This is a genomic window from Lentzea sp. NPDC037011 (genome assembly GCF_055607425.1).
On sequence record NZ_JBVJRT010000019.1, the window covers coordinates 70,958 to 88,176 of the forward strand.

Sequence of the window (17,219 nt, forward strand, 5' to 3'; positions counted from 1 at the left end):
CCCCTTCTAGAAGTAGGTGCGGATCAGGTCGACCACGGTCGTGCCCTGCACGACCGGGATCAGCTGCCACTTGTCGAACACCGTGCAGGGGTGCGACAGGCCCAGCCCGACCCAGTCGCCGACCCGGACCGTGGCCTCGGGACCGAGCTTCAGGAACGCGTGCTGGTCGTTCAGCGCGGTCACCTCGGCCTGGGTCAACGGGGCGACCGCGCCGTCGCGGCGGCGCAGCAGCTGCGGCTCCGGCAGGCCCTCGTCGAACGACGCGTCGCGCTTGCCGATCGTGAGCAGCGCCAGGTCGCGCTGGGGCCGTGAGGTCACCTGGGCCCACGCCTTGAGCGCCGGCCGGAACGGCTCCACGCCGTCGATCCGCGCGAACGGCGAGATGCCGCGGTAGAAGCCGTCGTCGTGCGTGATGTACGCGCCGCTGCGCAGCACCGGGGTGACCGGCATCGGCCACGGCTGCGTCAGCGTCGCCGCGACCTGGTCGAAGTACGCGCTGCCGCCGGCGGTGACGACCACCTCGTCGAGCTCGTCGAACAGACCGGCGTCGGCGAGCTGGACCACGAGCCCGCGCAGGTCGGCGAGGTAGCGGTCCACGACGGACTGCGACGACTCGGACGCGTCGTGCGCCAGGGCGCCCTCGTAGCCGCCCGCTCCGACCAGGCGCAGCACCGGGCTCTGGGCGGCCGCGCGGGCCACGGCCAGCGCGGTCTCCACGTCCCGCGCGCCGGTGCGGCCGCCGGGTGCGCCCAGCTCGACCAGCACGTCCACCGGCCGTCCCGGCTGGAGCTCCTGCAGCGTCTCGCTCATCAGCGCGACACCGGCCTCGGAGTCGACCCAGCAGCTGAACTCGAACCGCGGGTCCGCGTCCTGCTCGGCGACCAGCCAGCGCAGGCCGGCCGGGTCGAGCAGCTGGTTGGCGAGCAGGACGCGCTGCACGCCGAACGCCCGGTAGACGCGTGCCTGCGACGCGTTGGCCGCGGTCAGGCCCCAGATGCCGTGCTCGATCTGCCGCTGGAACAGCTGTGGCGCCATCGTCGTCTTGCCGTGCGGCGCGAGCTTGACGCCGTGGTTGTCGCACCACGTCGCCATCGTCGTCAGGTTGTGCTCCAACGCGTCCGCGTCGAGCACGACCAGCGGGCCGACGAACTCGTCGGCGAACAGGTCGAGGCGGCGGTCCGCGACCTCGCCGATCGTCGAGCCGAAGACGCTCGACGGCAGGCCCTTGAACCGCCAGTCGACGCGTTCGGACCGGATGCCGGCGACCGCGGAGAGGTTCATCTCCGTCAGTTGTTGCATATTTTGCAACTCCCATTGCGCGATGTGATGCTGGAGTGTGTAGCATTCGGGTGCGCCGCCGTCAACGAACACCTCTGGAGCACGCATGCGGTTCGAACACGTTGGCGGTGTCGTGTGTCTCGGCGAGACCATGGTGATGATGGTTCCGGCTGAACCCGGTCCCGTGCACCTGGTAAGCACCTGGCACCGCGCCATCGGCGGTGCCGAGTCCAACGTCGCCTGCCACCTGTCGCGCCTGGGCGTGTCCTCGTCGTGGGTGAGCGCGGTCGGCGACGACTCGTTCGGCCGTGCCGTGCTCGACACCGTCGGCGGGTTCGGCGTGGACGTCTCCGGGGTGCGGGTCGACCCGGCGCGGCCGACCGGCCTGTACGTGAAGGAGGCCTCACCGCACGGCAGCCCGGTGCGCTACTACCGGCGCGGGTCGGCGGCCTCCGGCATGGGCCCGGAGATGGTCGACCGGCTCGGCCTGGACGAGGTCGCGCTCGTGCACCTCAGCGGGATCACGGCCGCGTTGTCCGACTCCTGCCTCGCCCTGCTGCGGGAGCTGCTGCGCAGGCCGCGGCACGGGTTCCGGATCTCGTTCGACCTGAACTGGCGGCCGGCGCTGTGGACCGACCGCGACCCGCGGGTGCTGCGCGAGCTCGCCGACCTGGCCGACGTCGTGCTGGCCGGCGCCGACGAGGCCGAGCTGGTGTGGGGGACCGGCGACCCCGCGCGGCTGCGCGCGTTGCTGCCCGGCCCGAAGTCGCTGGTCGTCAAGCACGGCGCGGACGGCGCGACGCTGCTGGAGGACTCGGGTTCGTGGTTCGAACCGGCGCTGGAGGTGCGGGTCGTGGAACCCGTGGGCGCCGGTGACGCGTTCGCGGCGGGGTTCCTCGCGGCGACCCTGGCCGGCGAGCCGCCCTCGGTGCGGCTGCGGGCGGGACACCTGCAGGCGGCCTCCGCTTTGCTGACCGCGGAGGACGTCGGCGATCCTTTGCCCGGCGACGTGACAGCACGCCTGCTGCACGCCGATCCGCAGACCTGGGCCGCCGCCCGCCTGGAGGGGTAGATGAGCCAGAGCCTCGACCGCGCGCTCACGCTGGTGGGCCAGCTCGCGACCGGCCCGAAGACGCTGGACGAGCTGTCCGGCGTGATCGGCGTGCACAAGTCCACGACGCTGCGCCTGCTGCGCACCCTGGAGACGCACCGGTTCGTCCAGCGCGACGGCGTGCACCACTACCGGCTCGGCACGGCGCTGTTCGACCTCGCCCACCGCGCCCTGGAGGAACGCGACGTGCGCCGCGCCGCCGAACCCGCGTTGCGCGAGCTGAACTCCAAGCTCGGCTACACCCTCCACCTCGCGTCCTATGAGGACGGTGAGGTCATCTACATCGACAAGTACGAGTCCTCGCACCCGATGCGCATGTACTCCCGCATCGGCCGCCGCGCCCCGCTGCACTGCACCGCCGTGGCCAAGATCCTGCTGTCCGGCCTCCCGCCCGCCGCGTTGCAGAAGGTGCTGGCGACCATGGAGTTCCCGCGCCTGACGGCGAACACCATCACCGGTCGCGCCGGCTACCTCGCCGAGCTGGACCGCGTGCGCGCCAACGGGTACGCCGTCGACAACGCCGAGCACGAGGACTTCATCCACTGCATCGCCGCACCCATCCGCGGTGCCCGCGGCGAGGTGATCGCGGCCGTCTCGATGTCCGTGCCCAAGGTGCTGCTCGACTTCGACGGGCTGCTCGCGCACCTGCCAGAACTGCTCGCCACCGCAGAGGCCGCTTCCGTCGAATGCGGTCACGTTCCGAGGTAAGGGGATTTACCGTTGTCCAAGGTTGAGATCAAGACTGCCGACGCGCCGCAGCCGGTGGCCCGCTTCTCGCAGGGTGTGCGCAAGGGCAACATCCTGCAGGTGGCAGGCCAGGTCGCGTTCGACCCGTCCTCCGGCGAGATCGTCGGCACCACCGTCGCCGAGCAGACCCGCCAGACGTTCGCGAACCTCAACGCCGTGCTCGCCGCCGGCGGCGCGTCCATCGACGACGTCGTGATGATCCGCGTGTACCTCACCGACACCGCGCACTTCGCGGAGCTGAACGAGGTCTACGGCGAGTTCGTCACCGACCCGGCCCCGGCGCGGACCACCGTGTACGTGGGACTGCCGGCCGGGTTGCTGGTGGAGATCGACGCACTGGCCGTCGTGGACTGACGACCCGCTCGGCGGGCTTTTTCGCCCGCACAGCGCGCCGGACACCGGCTACTGCGGTTTCCTGGGGGCGCACCTCCCGGCCGGGAGGTGCGCCCTTCGCCCGCGAGTGCCTGCGCCAGGCCGAACGACCGGTGACGGCGTTGTTCTCGATCTCCGAGCCGTACGACGACGTCGTGCCGGTGACCACGCACGTGGCGTTCTGGACGCATCGGCGTGAGGCCGAGGACTTCGCGGACTCCGATCAGCAGCTGATGTTGTTGAGCACCGAGCCGACGACCTGCCGCACGACGAGGCGGTGGCGCTGGTCAACGCCTATTGGAGCGACCCGAGCAGGCGCTGTTCGCTGCTCTGCGGCGGAGTGATCATCGACGCCGGATTGGTCACGTGGCAGCATCCGCCCCATGAAGTGGTACGCGGACAGACCGGTCAGGCTCACGCGTCAGGTGGTGGCAGACCTCCTCGCCGTCGGGTGGGTGGCGCTCTGGATCTGGGTGGCCACCACGGTCCACGACTGGGTGCTCGAGCTGCGGGCGCCGGGCGACGGGCTGGTCAGCGCGGGCGTCAGCATCCGCGACGTCTTCACCAACGCCGCCGGCAAGGCCAGGGGCGTCCCCTTCGTCGGGGAGGACCTGTCCGGGGCGCTGGGCAACGGCACCAAGGCCGGCGAGACCCTGACCGACGCGGGCAACGCGCAGATCGGCGTGGTGCAGGACTCCGCGTTCTGGCTCGCCGCGGCGCTGGTCGTCGTCCCGGTGCTGTTCCTGCTGATCACGTGGTTGCCGGTCCGGCTGCGGTACGCGCGCAGGGCCGCCGGGGTCGCGCGGCTGCGCGACAAGCCGGACCTGCTGGCGCTGAGGGCGCTCACCAGCCTCTCGCCGCGGCAGCTCGCGAAGTTCGGCGGAGATCCCGCGGTGGCGTGGCGCACCGGCGACACCGACGTGATCGACGAGCTGGCCCGGCGCGAGCTCGCCTCGCTGGGGGTGCGGGCATGACCGCCATCGCGGTGATCGCCGCCGTGGTGTCGCTGTGCTCGGTGGCGGTGGCGCTGTGGCAGGCGCGGGAGGCGAAGAACGCGCAGGAGGCGGCGCGCAAGGCGCAGGAGGAGGCCGCGGCGGCCCGCAAGGCCGTCGAGCAGGCCACCTCGAGCGCGTTGCAGGCCAAGACGGCGGTCGAGGAGTCGCGCAAGGCGGCCGAGGACGCGCGCAGGGGCGTCGACGAGGCCCGCGGCGCGGCGGTGAACGCTCAGGACGCGGCCGGTGCCGCGCGGATGCTGGCCGACGAGGCGCAGCGGGCGGGGCAGTTCGCGATCGAGCGGGTCGAGGAGGTCGCCGAGAGCGTCTCGGCCGAACGGCGGCGGCGCGGCATGCCCTCGTTCGAGATCACGCCGGGCGCCCCGGACGAGTTCCACCTCAGCTACGTGGGCGGGCCACCGGTGCTCGACCAGGTCACCGTCTCGGTAGTACCGGGCTCGCGGGTGCTCGGGCTGTCGGTGGGCGACGAACCGCCGGGCGAGCAGGTCGAGATCGGCCCGCTGCCCAACGGCGCCAGCGTCGCGTTCCGCGCCGCCACCGGCCAGCGGGCCTCACCGGTGTTCTCGGTGAGCGCCCAGCCGTGGGAGCCCGTGGTCGTGCGGGCAGATCAGTAGACGGGACCGGTGAACTTCTCGCCGGGGCCCTGACCCGGCTCGTCGGGCACGACGGAGGCCTCGCGGAACGCGCGCTGCACCGACTGGAGACCGTCCTTCAGCGGTGCGGCGTGCGGGCCGAGGTACTCCGACGAGGCGGTCACCAGGCCGGCCAGCGCCGTGATCAGGCGGCGGGCCTCGTCGAGGTCGCGGCGCGGCGAGCTGTCCGGGTCCGGGTCCGCGAGGCCGAGGCGCTCCGCGGCGGCGGACAGCAGCATCACGGCCGCACGGCTGATGACCTCGATGCTGGGGACGTCGCCCAGGTCGCGGACGTCGTCTTCAAGGGTGCCTTCAAGCGGATCGGTCACGCCGCCCATTCAAGCAAGCGGACCCCACCCGGCCTCGATTCGGGGGTTGACAACCGCGTCTGCTACTATTTCCGACGCGACCAGCTCCCGCTCGTGCGGGAGCGGCAAGTGGAGCCCCGCTCCCACCCGCGATCACCGCTTGTTGAGGTGGCCGGGTCCGGTCCTCCTGGCAGCAGGGCGCACGGGTGCCCTCCGTCAGGTCTGTGATCGGTCGGAAGCGGGCCCTGTCGTCATCGACGACGGGGCTCTTGTTTTTGGCGCAAACGAGTCTCAAAGGACGTGAATGACAAGTCCCTCGAACCGCGGTGCACCCGTCAGCACCGAGCCGCGCATCAACGACCGCATTCGGGTGCCGGAAGTTCGTCTGGTCGGGCCGAATGGTGAGCAGGTCGGGATCGTTCGCATCGAGGACGCGCTCCGACTCGCGCAGGAAGCGGATCTCGACCTCGTCGAGGTCGCCGCTCAGGCTCGCCCGCCGGTCTGCAAGCTGATGGACTACGGCAAGTTCAAGTACGAGACCGCGCAGAAGGCGCGCGAGTCCCGTCGGAACCAGCAGCTGACGGTCATCAAGGAGCAGAAGCTCCGGCCGAAGATCGACCCGCACGACTACCAGACGAAGAAGGGCCACGTGGCCCGCTTCCTCTCGCACGGGAACAAGGTCAAGGTGACCATCATGTTCCGCGGTCGCGAGCAGTCGCGCCCCGAGCTCGGCTACCGGTTGTTGCAGAAGCTGGCGGAGGACGTCGCGGAGCTGGGCTTCGTCGAGTCGAACCCCAAGCAGGACGGCCGCAACATGATCATGGTGTTGGCGCCGCACAAGAACATCAAGCCGCGTCCGGTCAAGCAGGAGCAGGACGGCGTCGTCGAAGCCGACGAAGCCGCCGAGGCCACCGAATAAGGACGCATGGCCGCCCCCGACCCGGTGGGTAGCACGAGACGAGGACGGAAATGCCGAAGAACAAGACGCACAAGGGCACCGCGAAGCGAGTCCGGGTGACCGGCAGCGGGAAGGTCGTCCGCGAGAAGACGGGCAAGCGCCACCGCCTGGAGGTCAAGTCCAGCCGTGAGACGCGTCGCATGGCCGGCACGACCGTGGTCTCCCCGGCCGACGCCCCCCGCATGAAGAAGCTGCTCGGTCTCTGACCTGCTTCGACCCCCTAGCTAATTTCGGGGCGGCAGCACCAGGCTCTGGTGAGCACCGTCCCCATGAGATCGACAGGATGGACCCGTGGCACGCGTCAAGCGGGCTGTGAACGCCCAGAAGAAGCGCCGTACCACCCTCGAGCTGGCCAGCGGCTACCGCGGTCAGCGTTCGAGGCTGTACCGCAAGGCCAAGGAGCAGGTGCTCCACTCGCTCAACTACGCGTACCGCGACCGCCGTGCGCGCAAGGGCGACTTCCGCAAGCTGTGGATCCAGCGCATCAACGCCGCTGCCCGCGCGAACGGGATGACCTACAACCGCCTCATCCAGGGCCTGCGCCTGGGCGGTGTCGAGGTCGACCGCAAGATCCTGGCCGACCTCGCCGTCACCGACGCGACCGCGTTCGCCGCCCTCGTCGAGATCGCCCGTGGCGCGCTCCCGGCCGACGTGAACGCCCCGGCCGAGGACAAGGCCTGAGCCACCACGCACCCGGTCAACGACCCGAGGCAGCTCCGTTCACCGAACGGACGCCTCGGGTCGTTGCTGCTCGCCACCTGACCCGCCGCCAGGGCCGTGACAAGGCAGGCCGGTTCCTCGTCGAGGGCGCCCAGGCCGTGCGGGAAGCACTCGCCTGGCGCCAGGGCGAGGTCCACGAGCTCTTCGTCACCGCGACCGCCGCCGACCGCAACCCCGAGCTGCTCCGCACCGCCGCCGACGCGGGCATCCGGATCAGCGAGGTGACGGACAAGGCCGCCGCGTCGCTGTCCGAGACCGTGACACCGCAGGGTCTCGTCGCCGTGTGCGACGCGGTCCCGCAGCCGCTCGACCGGGCGCTGTCCGGTTCCCCGCGGCTCGTCGCGGTGCTGTACGGCGTGTCCGACCCGGGCAACGCCGGCACCGTCACCCGCGTGGCCGACGCGGCGGGAGCCGACGCGGTGATCTTCGCGGGCGATGCGGTCGACCCGCACAACGGCAAGTGCGTGCGCGCCTCCACGGGCTCGCTGTTCCACCTGCCGATCGCCCGGTCCCGTGACGCCGGTGAGGTCTTCGCGGCCTGCCGCGCGGCCGGTCTCACCCTGGTCGCCGCCGACGGGTACGCGGAGCAGGACCTGGTCGAGGCCTCCGCCAAGGGCGAGCTGAACCGGCCCACCGCGTGGGTGTTCGGCAGCGAGGCGCACGGGCTGCCCGACGACGTGGTCGCCTCCCTCGACACCGCGCTGAAGGTGCCGCTGTACGGGGCCGCCGAGAGCCTCAACCTGGCGACGGCCGCCGCGGTCTGCCTCTACGCCTCCGCCCGCGACCAGCGCAGCTGATCAGGCCGCGGAAAACCGCTGGCGCGCAGTCGCGTTTTTCGTATCGTGTGCCGGTGCGCGAACCCGAGATCGAACTCCTCTGCTCCCAGCTCACCGCCTACTACGTCTTCCCGGACACGGCGGTCGAGATCGCCGCGGTCCTGCGCGGCCGGCTCGCCGAGGGCGCGTACGCCGACGTGGACGACGAGCGGTTCGCCGCGCTCGTGACCGAGGACCTGCAGAAGGTCAACGGCGACAAGCACCTGCGGCTCCTGCACAGCCACGACGAGGTGTCCGAGTCCGACCAGGGGTCGGCGTGGGACCCGGTGGCGTACCGGCGGGAGGCCGAGCTGGACGCGTTCGGCATCACCCGCGTCGAACGGCTCGCCGGCAACGTCGGCCTGCTGGCCCTGCGCCTGCTGCACGACGCCGAGATCGCCACCCCGGCCGTCACCGCGGCCATGACGCTGCTCGCCCACACCGACGCGCTGATCATCGACCTGCGCGCCAACGGCGGAGGTGACCCGCACACGGTCGCGTTGATCTGCAGCTACCTGTTCGACGAGCCGGTGCACCTCAACGACATCTACAACCGGCCCGCCGACTCGACGCAGCAGTTCTGGACGTTGCCGCACGTGCCGGGCCCGAAGTTCGGCGGCACCAAACCGGTGTACGTGCTGACGAGCGGCCGCACGTTCTCCGGTGCCGAGGAGCTCAGCTACAACCTGCGGCAGAACGAGCGGGCCACCCTCGTCGGCGAGACCACGAAGGGCGGGGCGCACCCCGGTGACCGCTACCGCGTCGGCCCGCACCTCAAGTCGTCCATCCCGAACGGCCGTGCCATCAACCCGGTGTCCGGCACCAACTGGGAGGGCGTCGGTGTCGTGCCGCACGTCGAGGTGTCCGCCGCCGAGGCGTTCGACGTCGCGTACCGCGAGGCCCTGACCCACGTCCTGACCCTGGGCTCCGACGGCCCGCGCCGCGCCATCCACGAGGCCGCGACCGCCGCCCTCACCTCGGTGTGACCGCACGCGGGGCCCTTTCGTGCTCTCCTGGTGAACGAAAGCTCCCCGCGTGCACCCGCTTCTGATGTCACGCGGGAGTCCTTCGTTTCCCTCAGGGGAACGAAAGGGCCCCGCGTGACGGTCAGGAGAGGCGGGCGGTCAGGGCGCGGACGAGGGGGTCGGTGCCAGGGGTTTTCTGCTGGGCGCTCAGGGCGTCCGACAACGCCGAGAGCACCTCGCCGACCAGCGAGTCGTCGGGGAGCAGGGTTGCGGCGCGGCGGGCCTCGGACTCGGAACCCTCGGGGTCGCCCGCCTCCAGCAGCACCCGTGCCGAGCGCACGACCAGGAACGTCCGCCAGCCGTCCTCCGACAACGAGGTCGCCAGCGCCTCCGCCTCGCGGTTGTACTTGATCGCCAGCGCGTACTCACCGGCCTGCGAGTGCAGGAACGCCCTGATCGCCGCGATCTCCGCCTGCCGCCGGGTGACCTCGGTGAGGTCGTCCAGCGACGGCAGCAGGGCCTCGGCGTCGTCGAGGGCCGAGCGGGTCTCCCGCACCGCCTCACCGGGCAGGGCGGAGGCCAGCTCGATCAGCGAACCGACGGCCTCGGAGACGTTGCCCTCCGACTGCCACAGCTCGGCGGCGGCGCGGTAGGTCGCCGTCGCCTCCTCGTGCTCGTCGGTGCGGTGCAGCACCGAGGCGAGCGCGTCGAGCAGGAACGCGCGGCGGCCGACCTCCTCGGCGGGCAGCAGGGCGGCGGCCTCCCGCAGGTGCTTCACGGCGTCGGGCAGCTCGTCGAGCGTGCGGCAGACCTGGCCGAGCCGGAACACGATCTGCAGGCGCAGGTCCTCCTGGCCCTCCTGCACCAGCCGCAGCGCCTCCTCCAGCACCTCGGCGGCCTCGACGAACCGGTTCGTCTGCACGTAGCCGCCGCTCAGCGCGAAGCAGAAGTGCGCGGTGTGGCCGGGGGAGAGGTGCACGCGCGAGACCGCCACGGCCTCCCGCAGCTCCGCCAGGCAGGCACCCTCCTGGTCGAGCTCCTGGATCGCGGCCACCTGGTACCAGCGCGCCTCCGCCGACTCCGGCAGCGGGAACGACGACACGAACGCCGCCGCGGTCGCCAGCGCCTCCGGCACGCGCTGCTGCAGGGTCTCGAGCCGCAGCCGCATCCGCAGGCCCTCGAAGCGGGCGTTCGGCGGCAGGTCACCGGCCAGTGCGGCCACGACGTCGGCGTACGCGCCGTCGAGGTCCTGCTGCCGGGCCTTGTGCTCGGCGGCCTGCACGAGCACCCGGCCGCGCAGCTCCGGAACATCCCAAGAGGACGCGAGTGTCATCATCTCGCCGGCCTGGTCGTGCTGGTGCTCCTCGTCGAGGAGCTCGGCCAGCGACAGCGCGGCGATCGTGCGCGTGTAGTCGGTGGTGGCCTCGGCCAGGCACCGCTCGGCAAGCTCCCGGCCGTTCTCCAGCTTGACGGCCATCCTGGCCCGGTAGCGCAGCGCCATGTCCGCGGGCAGTGCCGCCAGCAGCGCCTCGAAGTGCTCCTGCTCGAACGGCGCCAGGCCGCTCGTGATCCGGCGGATTCCGGCGTGCGCGGCCAGGTCCGGCGGCAGCAGCGCGTCCATGTCGGCGGGCAGCGAGTCGAGCATCCGCCGCGCCTGCACGAAGTCACCGCTCTCGTACAGCTCGACCATCCGCGTGGCGATGTCGACGGGGTCGCCGAAGACGACCGGCTCCTCCGCCGGCGCCGGCGCCGCGGCCACCGGGACCGCCAGCGGCACGTGCGGGTAGTCGGCCTGCTCCAGCGCCTTCGTCACGCGCTCGGTCCACGCCGGGGTGCCGTTGCGCTCGTCGAACGCCTTCGCGAGCTCGACGGCCCGCGCCGACAACCGGTCGAGCAGCTGGGCCGCGGTCAGCGTGCCCACCGACGGCACGTCGAACCCGACGTCGGCCGGGAGCCGCTTCAGCAGCACGGAGGCGCACTCGGCGAACGACATCTCGTCGGCCGGCAGCTGCGTCGCGGTCACCTTGTGCAGCGACCGGCGCAGGATCTCCTCACCGCGGTCGAGGTTGCCGGTCAGCGCGCAGAACCGGATGTGCTCGTGCACGTACGAGGTGATCTCGTCGTCCTTGATCAACCGGTACGCGGTGGTGTGCGCGTGCGCGGCCTTCTCCAGGTCGCCGATCTCCAGCAACGGCCACAGCAGCGCGCTCAGGATGCCCTGCGGCTGCGTGGCGCACCCGGTGTTGCCGGACAGGCCCTCCCAGCCGTGGCCGGCGGCCTCGGAGTGCCGGCCGAGCCGCGCCAGCATCCACACCTGCTCCTCGACCACGCACGCGTCGCAGTCGGCCATCGGGCCGGACTCCGTGGCCAGGTACCTGCCGAGGTGCTCGCGCACACCGTCCAGGTCACCGACGTGGTAGGCGTACTCCGCGCGGGCGCCGTGCACCGGCTGCACCGAGTACCCGAGCCGGCCGTAGCGGTCGGCGAGCTGCCCGATGACGGCCTGCAGCTGCTCCAGCGAGAACCGCGGGTCGCGGCGCAGGCCGGTGGAGATCCACTTGTGGGACCAGTCGAGCGAGTGGCGCTCGTAGTCGTTGAACGCCTCCGGGTCCTTCTCCTCCGCGCCCAGGCACCACGCGAACGGCGCCAGCATCAGGTCGTAGCGCGACAGGTAGTAGGCCGAGTCGATCATCGCGATCCGGCACGACACCCCGAGCGGCAGGTGGCCGAGCGCGTCGGACATCCGCGCCACCCGTTCCAGCGCCTCGTGCTTCGGCATGCCCGTGGGCATGTTGTAGGCCTCCAGGAACGCGTTCTCCGCGTCTTCCTCGGTGAAGTCGGCCATGTGATCACTTACCCCCAACGGCGCGGTCGAGCAGTTCCAGGAACGAGCGGTTCAGCGCCGCCGTGTCCTTCGGTCGCATGGCCCGCCGCGCCTGCAGGACGGCGTGCACGTACAGAGATTCGAGCGTCAGCTCCACGAGCGACGGGTCGGTCAGCCGCGCGAGCCGCTGCACCAGCGGGTTGCGGCAGTTCAGCACGAGCTGCTCCGGCCGGCCGGAACCGGTGTCCGCGGTCAGCTGCCCCAGCAGCTCCGCCCACAGCGGGTCGGCGTCGGCGGCGGTCTGCTCGGTGTCGAGCCTGCGCTGCTGCTCGGCGTTGCTGATCAGCAGCGCGGGCAGCGAGACCGGGTCGAAGTCGCGGACCACGGCGTCGCAGTCGTGCCGGTCCAGCGCCGCCGCGCCCTCCGCGAGCCGCAGCTTCAACGCGGCCTCGACGTCGGGTTCCGGATCGGCCAGTGCCGCCAGCAGCTCGCTCGGGGCGACCCGCCGCGCGACGGCGGGACCGTCGAGCGCGCTCAGCCGGTTCAGCAGCTCCATGTCGTAGGCGTAGCCGGCGTTGACCAGCCCGAGCCCCTGCGCCGCCGCGACCGGGGCGAGCTGGTGGAACTCGTCGACCTCGGGGATGTAGAGGATCGCGCCGTGCTTGCGCCTGAACTGCCGCAACGGGATCGCGCCGTCCGTGGTCTCGAACGGCAGCCACCGCTCCACCAGCCGCAGCATCTCGTCGTCGGACCGGGCCAGCGACTTGATGCCCAGGTGGTGCGCGGCCAGCAGCTCACCCGCGCGGCGCGGCTCGATCGCGTCCAGCCGGATCAGCCAGTCGCGGATCTGCTCGCCCAGCTCCTCGCGCACCGCCAGCAGCATCTCGTCCTGGTACAGCGACTCGCGCGACGCCGTCGGGCGGATCGCGGACGCGTCGACCACGCACCGCACGAAGTACGCCCAGTCCGGCAACAGGCCCTCGACGTTGTCGCCGACCAGCATCCGCTTCAGGTACACCCGGTGCGTCTGGCGCGTCCCGGGGTGCACGCCGGAGGGCAGCACGAACGCGACACCGGTCAGCCCGGCCGCCTCGACCTCGATCGGGATCGCCTCGAACGGCGTGAACCCCAGCACCTGCTCGCAGTAGGCGGACAGGTCCGCGTCCTCGTCGTCCCACGGCCGCAGCCCGCGCGTCACGACCTCGCCGTCCACCGTGACGACCGCGGGCAGCAGATCGCCGTAGTCGCTCACCAGCGGCCGCACGACGTCGGCTTCCAGCCAGTGCTCGTTGCCGCGCGACGCCCGCAGCACCACCGTCGTCCCGACGGCCACCTCACCGTCCACGGCGGACACGGAGTAGTTGCCGGAGGAGTCCGCCTGCCACCGCACGGCCGCACCACCGCGGGCCGAGCGCGTGATCACCGTCACCGAGGAGGCGACCAGGAAGCACGACAGCATGCCGACGCCGAACTGCCCGAGGAACCCCTCGCGGGCGAAGCCCAGGTCGTCGCGCTTCGAGGTGCGGCCGAGCGTCGACAGCAGCCCGTGCACCTCGTCCTCGGTGAGGCCCACACCGCTGTCGGTGATCGTCAGCTCGGGGCCGCAGGTGATCGAGACCTCGGCCGGGCAGGACGGGTCGAGCTCGCGCCGTGCCGTGATCGCGTCGACGGCGTTCTGCAGCAGCTCGCGGACGTAGACGCGCGGGCTGCTGTACAGGTGGTGGCTGAGCAGGTCGATGATGCCGCGCAGGTCGACGCGGAAGGTGTGCGACATGATGCCGCCCATCCTAAGGACGCGATCCACGCCGGCGCCGCCATTTATGTGGAACGGCCCGGGGCGGTCAAGTGGGCACCCACTAGGATCGGGGAGTTGATTACCGAGTCCGTGACGGGAGCTGTCCTACAACCATGTCCGGAGCCAACGACCCGTACGACCCCAAGCAGGTCGCGGCGCTGTCGGCCGAGCACCTCGACGCCGCCGTGCAGAAGGCGCGCGAGGCGTTCGCCGGGGCAGCCGACCTGGAGGCGCTGGCCGCGGTCAAGCCCGGCCACCTCGGCGACCGGTCGCCCGTGCTGCTGGCCCGCCGCGAGATCGGGGCGCTGCCGCCCAAGGCCAAGGCCGACGCCGGCAAGCGGGTGAACGAGGCGCAGTCCGCGATCAAGGTCGCCTTCGACGAGCGCCACGCGGTGCTCGCCGTCGAGCGCGACGAGCGGGTGCTGCGCGAGGAGACCGTCGACGTCACGCTGCCCTGGGACCGCTTCCCGCGCGGCGCGCGCCACCCGATCACCACGCTCGCCGAGCGCATCGGTGACGTCTTCGTGGCCATGGGCTACGAGGTCGCCGAGGGCCCCGAGCTCGAGACCGAGTGGTTCAACTTCGACGCGCTGAACTTCGGCAAGGACCACCCGGCGCGGTCGATGCAGGACACCTTCTACGTCGCGCCGGCCGACTCCGCGCTGGTGCTGCGCACGCACACCTCGCCGGTGCAGGCCCGCACGCTGCTCGACCGCGAGCCGCCGGTGTACGTGGTGTGCCCCGGCCGCACGTTCCGCACCGACGAGCTCGACGCGACCCACACCCCGGTGTTCCACCAGGTCGAGGGCCTCGCCGTGGACAAGGGCCTCACCATGGGCCACCTCAAGGGCACGCTCGACGCGTTCGCCCGCGCCATGTTCGGCGAGGACTCCCGCACCCGGCTGCGCCCGTCGTTCTTCCCCTTCACCGAGCCGTCGGCCGAGGTCGACGTGTGGTTCCCGGAGCGCAAGGGCGGCGCAGGCTGGGTCGAGTGGGGCGGCTGCGGCATGGTCAACCCCAACGTGCTGCGCGCCTGCGGCGTCGACCCGGACGTCTACTCCGGCTTCGCGTTCGGCATGGGCCTGGAGCGGACGCTGCAGTTCCGCAACGGCCTGCCCGACATGCGCGACATGGTCGAGGGCGACGTCCGCTTCACCCAGCCTTTCGGAACGGAGGCCTGAGCCGGATGCGCATCCCGGTCAGCTGGCTGGTCGAACACCTCGGTTTCGACGAGATCCCCACCCCTGACGAGCTCGCCGAGGCGTTCGTGCGCATCGGCATCGAGGTCGAGGAGGTGAGCCCGCTCGGTCCCGTCATCGGCCCGATCGTCGCCGGTCGCGTCGTCGAGATCGAGGAGCTCACCGAGTTCAAGAAGCCGATCCGCTACTGCAAGGTCGAGGTCGGCCCCGAGCAGGTCAACAACATCATCTGCGGTGCCTCGAACTTCGTCGAGGGCGACTCGGTCGTCGTCGCGCTGCCCGGTGCCGTGCTGCCCGGCGGCTTCACGATCTCGGCGCGCAAGACGTACGGCCGCACGTCCGAGGGCATGATCTGCGCCGCGGACGAGCTCGGCATCGGCGACGACCACTCCGGCATCCTCGTGCTGCCCTCGGGCACCGCGACGCCCGGTGACGACGCGATGGAGCTGCTCGGCCTGAACGACAGCGTCATCGAGGTCTCGCCGACACCCGACCGCGGCTACGCGTTCTCGGTGCGCGGCCTGGCCCGCGAGATCGCCTGCGCGCTCGACGTGCCGTTCGGCGACCCCGGTGTCGTCGAGGTCCCGGAACCGGAGGGTGAGGCCTGGCCGGTCCACCTCGAAGACCGCGCCGGCTGCTCGCGCTTCGTCGCACGCCGGGTGACCGGTGTCGACCCGACCGCGCCCACGCCGTGGTGGATGCGCCGCCGCCTGATGCTCGCCGGCATGCGCTCCATCTCGCTGCCGGTCGACGTCACGAACTACGTGATGCTCGAACTGGGCCAGCCGCTGCACGCGTTCGACGCGGCAGCGGTCCAGGGCGCGCTGACCGTGCGCCGGGCGGTCGCGGGCGAGAAGCTCACGACCCTGGACGACGCGGTGCGTGCGCTGGACGTGGACGACATCGTCATCGCCGACGACTCCGGGGTCGTGTCACTGGCCGGTGTCATGGGCGGCGCGTCGACCGAGGTCCGCGACAGCTCCTCGGACATCCTGCTGGAGGCCGCGAACTGGGACCCGGCGTCCATCGCCCGCACGGTCCGCCGCCACAAGCTGCCGTCCGAGGCCGCCAAGCGCTTCGAGCGCACGGTCGACCCCGCGCTCGCCCCGGTCGCGCTGGAGCGGGCCGCGAAGCTGCTCGTGCACTACGGCGACGGCGCGATCAAGCCCGGCCGCACCGACGTCGGCGCGGCCGTGCTGCCCGAACCCGTGTCGATGCCGATCGACCTGCCCGACCGCATCGCCGGCGTCCGCTACGCCCGCGGTGTGACGGCACGGCGCCTCGGCCAGATCGGCTGCCAGGTCGCGGTGACCACCTCCGACGACGGCCAGACGATCGTCACGGCGACGCCGCCGACGTGGCGTGCCGACCTCGTGCAGCCCGCCGACCTGGTGGAGGAGGTGCTGCGGCTGGAGGGCTACGACACGATCCCCTCGGTGCTGCCGCCCGCGCCCGCCGGTCGTGGCCTGACCGAGCAGCAGCGCCGCCGCCGCACCGTGTGGCGCACGCTCGCCGAGGACGGTTTCGTCGAGGTCAAGCCGTTCCCGTTCATCGACCCGTCGGTGTTCGACGCGTTCGGTCTCGCGGAGGACGACGTCCGCCGCAACACCGTCGGCGTGCTGAACCCGCTGGAGGCGGACAAGAACGTCCTCGCGACGACGCTGCTGCCCGGCCTGCTGGAGACGTTGCAGCGCAACCTCGCCCGTGGCGCCAAGGACGTCGCGCTCTACAACGTCGCCCAGGTGACGTTGCCGCGCGCGCAGCAGGTCCCGGTGCCGTCGCTGGGCGTGGACCGCAGGCCGACCGAGGCCGAGGTCGCCTCGATGCTGGCCGCGCTGCCGCAGCAGCCGCTGCACGTCGCCGGTGTGCTGACCGGCCACCGCGAGCTGGCCGGCTGGTGGGGCAAGGGCCGCATCGCCGACTGGTCGGACGCCGTCGAGGCGGCCCGCCGCGCGGGCCAGGCCTACGGGGTGACCCTGCGCGTCGTGGCGTCGGACCTGCTGCCGTGGCACCCCGGCCGCTGTGCCGAGCTGCGCGTCGGCGACTGGCCCGTCGGCCACGCCGGTGAGCTGCACCCGAAGGTCGTCGAGGCGCTGGGCCTGCCCAAGCGCACGGTGGCGTTCGAGCTCGACCTCGACGCACTGCCGCTCGACGACCACCGCCCGGCCCCGGTCGTGTCGCCGTACCCGCCGGTGCTGCTGGACGTGGCGCTCGTCGTGGCCGCGTCCGTGCCGGTGCAGTCGGTGTCGGAGGTGCTCGGCGCGTCCGCGGGCGAGCTGCTGGAGGACATCCGGCTGTTCGACGTGTACACGGGCGAGCAGGTGGGCGAGGGCAAGAAGTCGCTCGCGTACTCGTTGCGCTTCCGCGCGCCGGACCGCACGTTGACGGTGGAGGAGGCGACCGCGGCCCGCGACGCCGCCGTGGCCGCCGCCGGTGAGCGCGTGGGAGCATCGCTGCGCGCCTGACCGGTCACTCGCGGTGA

Annotated in this window: 17 protein-coding genes; 13 read left to right on the forward strand and 4 right to left on the reverse strand. The window is 71.9% G+C overall.

Annotation, left to right across the window (positions count from 1 at the left end):
- Positions 1–6 precede the first annotated feature (6 nt).
- Entirely contained in the window at positions 7–1,299 is a 1,293-nt protein-coding gene (locus ACZ7CH_RS37935; protein ID WP_360397819.1) for an amino acid deaminase, read from the reverse strand.
- An 85-nt stretch (positions 1,300–1,384) separates the two neighbouring features.
- Here ACZ7CH_RS37935 and ACZ7CH_RS37940 point away from each other — a divergent pair, with 85 nt between their 5' ends.
- The 6 genes from ACZ7CH_RS37940 to ACZ7CH_RS37965 all read left to right on the forward strand — a co-directional run bounded on the left by ACZ7CH_RS37940 (position 1,385) and on the right by ACZ7CH_RS37965 (position 5,135).
- Positions 1,385–2,350, forward strand: coding sequence for a sugar kinase (locus tag ACZ7CH_RS37940; protein ID WP_470376151.1), 966 nt, complete (start codon positions 1,385–1,387; stop codon positions 2,348–2,350).
- Entirely contained in the window at positions 2,351–3,097 is a 747-nt protein-coding gene (locus ACZ7CH_RS37945) for an IclR family transcriptional regulator (protein ID WP_360397823.1), read from the forward strand.
- 12 nt (positions 3,098–3,109) lie between these two features.
- The gene (locus ACZ7CH_RS37950; protein ID WP_030474127.1) at positions 3,110–3,490 is read left to right on the forward strand and encodes a RidA family protein; all 381 of its coding nucleotides are present in this window, start codon (positions 3,110–3,112) and stop codon (positions 3,488–3,490) included.
- 131 nt (positions 3,491–3,621) lie between these two features.
- A complete protein-coding gene (locus ACZ7CH_RS37955) occupies positions 3,622–3,852 on the forward strand; it encodes a hypothetical protein (protein ID WP_470376152.1) in 231 nt (76 codons plus the stop codon).
- 39 nt (positions 3,853–3,891) lie between these two features.
- The gene (locus ACZ7CH_RS37960; protein ID WP_360397829.1) at positions 3,892–4,482 is read left to right on the forward strand and encodes a hypothetical protein; all 591 of its coding nucleotides are present in this window, start codon (positions 3,892–3,894) and stop codon (positions 4,480–4,482) included.
- Positions 4,479–5,135 (forward strand): hypothetical protein, encoded by a 657-nt coding sequence (locus ACZ7CH_RS37965; RefSeq protein WP_470376153.1) that lies wholly within the window; start codon positions 4,479–4,481, stop codon positions 5,133–5,135. Before ACZ7CH_RS37960 ends, ACZ7CH_RS37965 begins: the two co-directional genes overlap by 4 nt.
- Here the strand turns inward: ACZ7CH_RS37965 and ACZ7CH_RS37970 are convergent.
- A complete protein-coding gene (locus ACZ7CH_RS37970) occupies positions 5,129–5,482 on the reverse strand; it encodes a DUF1844 domain-containing protein (protein WP_360397833.1) in 354 nt (117 codons plus the stop codon). The genes ACZ7CH_RS37965 and ACZ7CH_RS37970 overlap by 7 nt on opposite strands.
- 283 nt (positions 5,483–5,765) lie before the next feature.
- On the opposite strand from ACZ7CH_RS37970, the gene infC reads away from it, so the two are divergent.
- The 5 genes from infC (at position 5,766) to ACZ7CH_RS37995 (ending at position 8,940) form a co-directional block, all read left to right on the forward strand.
- The gene (gene infC / locus ACZ7CH_RS37975) at positions 5,766–6,380 is read left to right on the forward strand and encodes a translation initiation factor IF-3 (RefSeq protein ID WP_360397835.1); all 615 of its coding nucleotides are present in this window, start codon (positions 5,766–5,768) and stop codon (positions 6,378–6,380) included.
- Positions 6,381–6,430: 50 nt separating this feature from the next.
- Positions 6,431–6,625: a 50S ribosomal protein L35 gene (rpmI, locus tag ACZ7CH_RS37980; RefSeq protein ID WP_360397837.1), complete on the forward strand. Its 195-nt coding sequence runs from the start codon at positions 6,431–6,433 to the stop codon at positions 6,623–6,625.
- 85 nt (positions 6,626–6,710) lie between these two features.
- On the forward strand, positions 6,711–7,100 hold the full coding sequence (gene rplT / locus ACZ7CH_RS37985) for a 50S ribosomal protein L20 (RefSeq protein WP_360397839.1): 390 nt from the start codon (positions 6,711–6,713) through the stop codon (positions 7,098–7,100).
- A complete protein-coding gene (locus tag ACZ7CH_RS37990) occupies positions 7,097–7,936 on the forward strand; it encodes a TrmH family RNA methyltransferase (RefSeq protein WP_360397883.1) in 840 nt (279 codons plus the stop codon). The genes rplT and ACZ7CH_RS37990 overlap by 4 nt, the downstream gene beginning before the upstream one ends.
- Positions 7,937–7,989: 53 nt before the next feature.
- Positions 7,990–8,940 carry a S41 family peptidase gene (locus tag ACZ7CH_RS37995; protein WP_470376154.1) on the forward strand — a complete coding sequence of 317 codons (951 nt, stop codon included), beginning with the start codon at positions 7,990–7,992 and terminating at the stop codon, positions 8,938–8,940.
- A gap of 121 nt (positions 8,941–9,061) precedes the next feature.
- Here the strand turns inward: ACZ7CH_RS37995 and ACZ7CH_RS38000 are convergent, their stop codons facing one another.
- Both ACZ7CH_RS38000 and ACZ7CH_RS38005 read right to left on the reverse strand, forming a co-directional pair.
- Positions 9,062–11,764, reverse strand: coding sequence for a tetratricopeptide repeat protein (locus ACZ7CH_RS38000; RefSeq protein WP_470376155.1), 2,703 nt, complete (start codon positions 11,762–11,764; stop codon positions 9,062–9,064).
- 4 nt (positions 11,765–11,768) lie between these two features.
- Positions 11,769–13,517 (reverse strand): HSP90 family protein, encoded by a 1,749-nt coding sequence (locus ACZ7CH_RS38005; protein ID WP_458430898.1) that lies wholly within the window; start codon positions 13,515–13,517, stop codon positions 11,769–11,771.
- 134 nt (positions 13,518–13,651) lie between these two features.
- Here ACZ7CH_RS38005 and pheS point away from each other — a divergent pair, with 134 nt between their 5' ends.
- Both pheS and pheT read left to right on the forward strand, forming a co-directional pair.
- Positions 13,652–14,719: a phenylalanine--tRNA ligase subunit alpha gene (gene pheS, locus ACZ7CH_RS38010; protein ID WP_360397847.1), complete on the forward strand. Its 1,068-nt coding sequence runs from the start codon at positions 13,652–13,654 to the stop codon at positions 14,717–14,719.
- Positions 14,720–14,724: 5 nt separating this feature from the next.
- Positions 14,725–17,202: a phenylalanine--tRNA ligase subunit beta gene (gene pheT, locus ACZ7CH_RS38015; protein WP_470376156.1), complete on the forward strand. Its 2,478-nt coding sequence runs from the start codon at positions 14,725–14,727 to the stop codon at positions 17,200–17,202.
- Positions 17,203–17,219: the final 17 nt, after the last annotated feature.

Excerpts from the sequence above, each read along its gene's own strand:
- ACZ7CH_RS37935 (WP_360397819.1), bottom strand. The coding sequence starts at position 1,299 with ATGCAACAACTGACGGAGATGAACCTCTCCGCGGTCGCCGGCATCCGG.
- ACZ7CH_RS37940 (WP_470376151.1), top strand. The coding sequence starts at position 1,385 with ATGCGGTTCGAACACGTTGGCGGTGTCGTGTGTCTCGGCGAGACCATG.
- ACZ7CH_RS37945 (WP_360397823.1), top strand. The coding sequence starts at position 2,351 with ATGAGCCAGAGCCTCGACCGCGCGCTCACGCTGGTGGGCCAGCTCGCG.
- ACZ7CH_RS37960 (WP_360397829.1), top strand. The coding sequence starts at position 3,892 with ATGAAGTGGTACGCGGACAGACCGGTCAGGCTCACGCGTCAGGTGGTG.
- ACZ7CH_RS37965 (WP_470376153.1), top strand. The coding sequence starts at position 4,479 with ATGACCGCCATCGCGGTGATCGCCGCCGTGGTGTCGCTGTGCTCGGTG.
- infC (WP_360397835.1), top strand. The coding sequence starts at position 5,766 with ATGACAAGTCCCTCGAACCGCGGTGCACCCGTCAGCACCGAGCCGCGC.
- rpmI (WP_360397837.1), top strand. The coding sequence starts at position 6,431 with ATGCCGAAGAACAAGACGCACAAGGGCACCGCGAAGCGAGTCCGGGTG.
- ACZ7CH_RS38000 (WP_470376155.1), bottom strand. The coding sequence starts at position 11,764 with ATGGCCGACTTCACCGAGGAAGACGCGGAGAACGCGTTCCTGGAGGCC.
- ACZ7CH_RS38005 (WP_458430898.1), bottom strand. The coding sequence starts at position 13,517 with ATGTCGCACACCTTCCGCGTCGACCTGCGCGGCATCATCGACCTGCTC.
- pheS (WP_360397847.1), top strand. The coding sequence starts at position 13,652 with ATGTCCGGAGCCAACGACCCGTACGACCCCAAGCAGGTCGCGGCGCTG.
- pheT (WP_470376156.1), top strand. The coding sequence starts at position 14,725 with ATGCGCATCCCGGTCAGCTGGCTGGTCGAACACCTCGGTTTCGACGAG.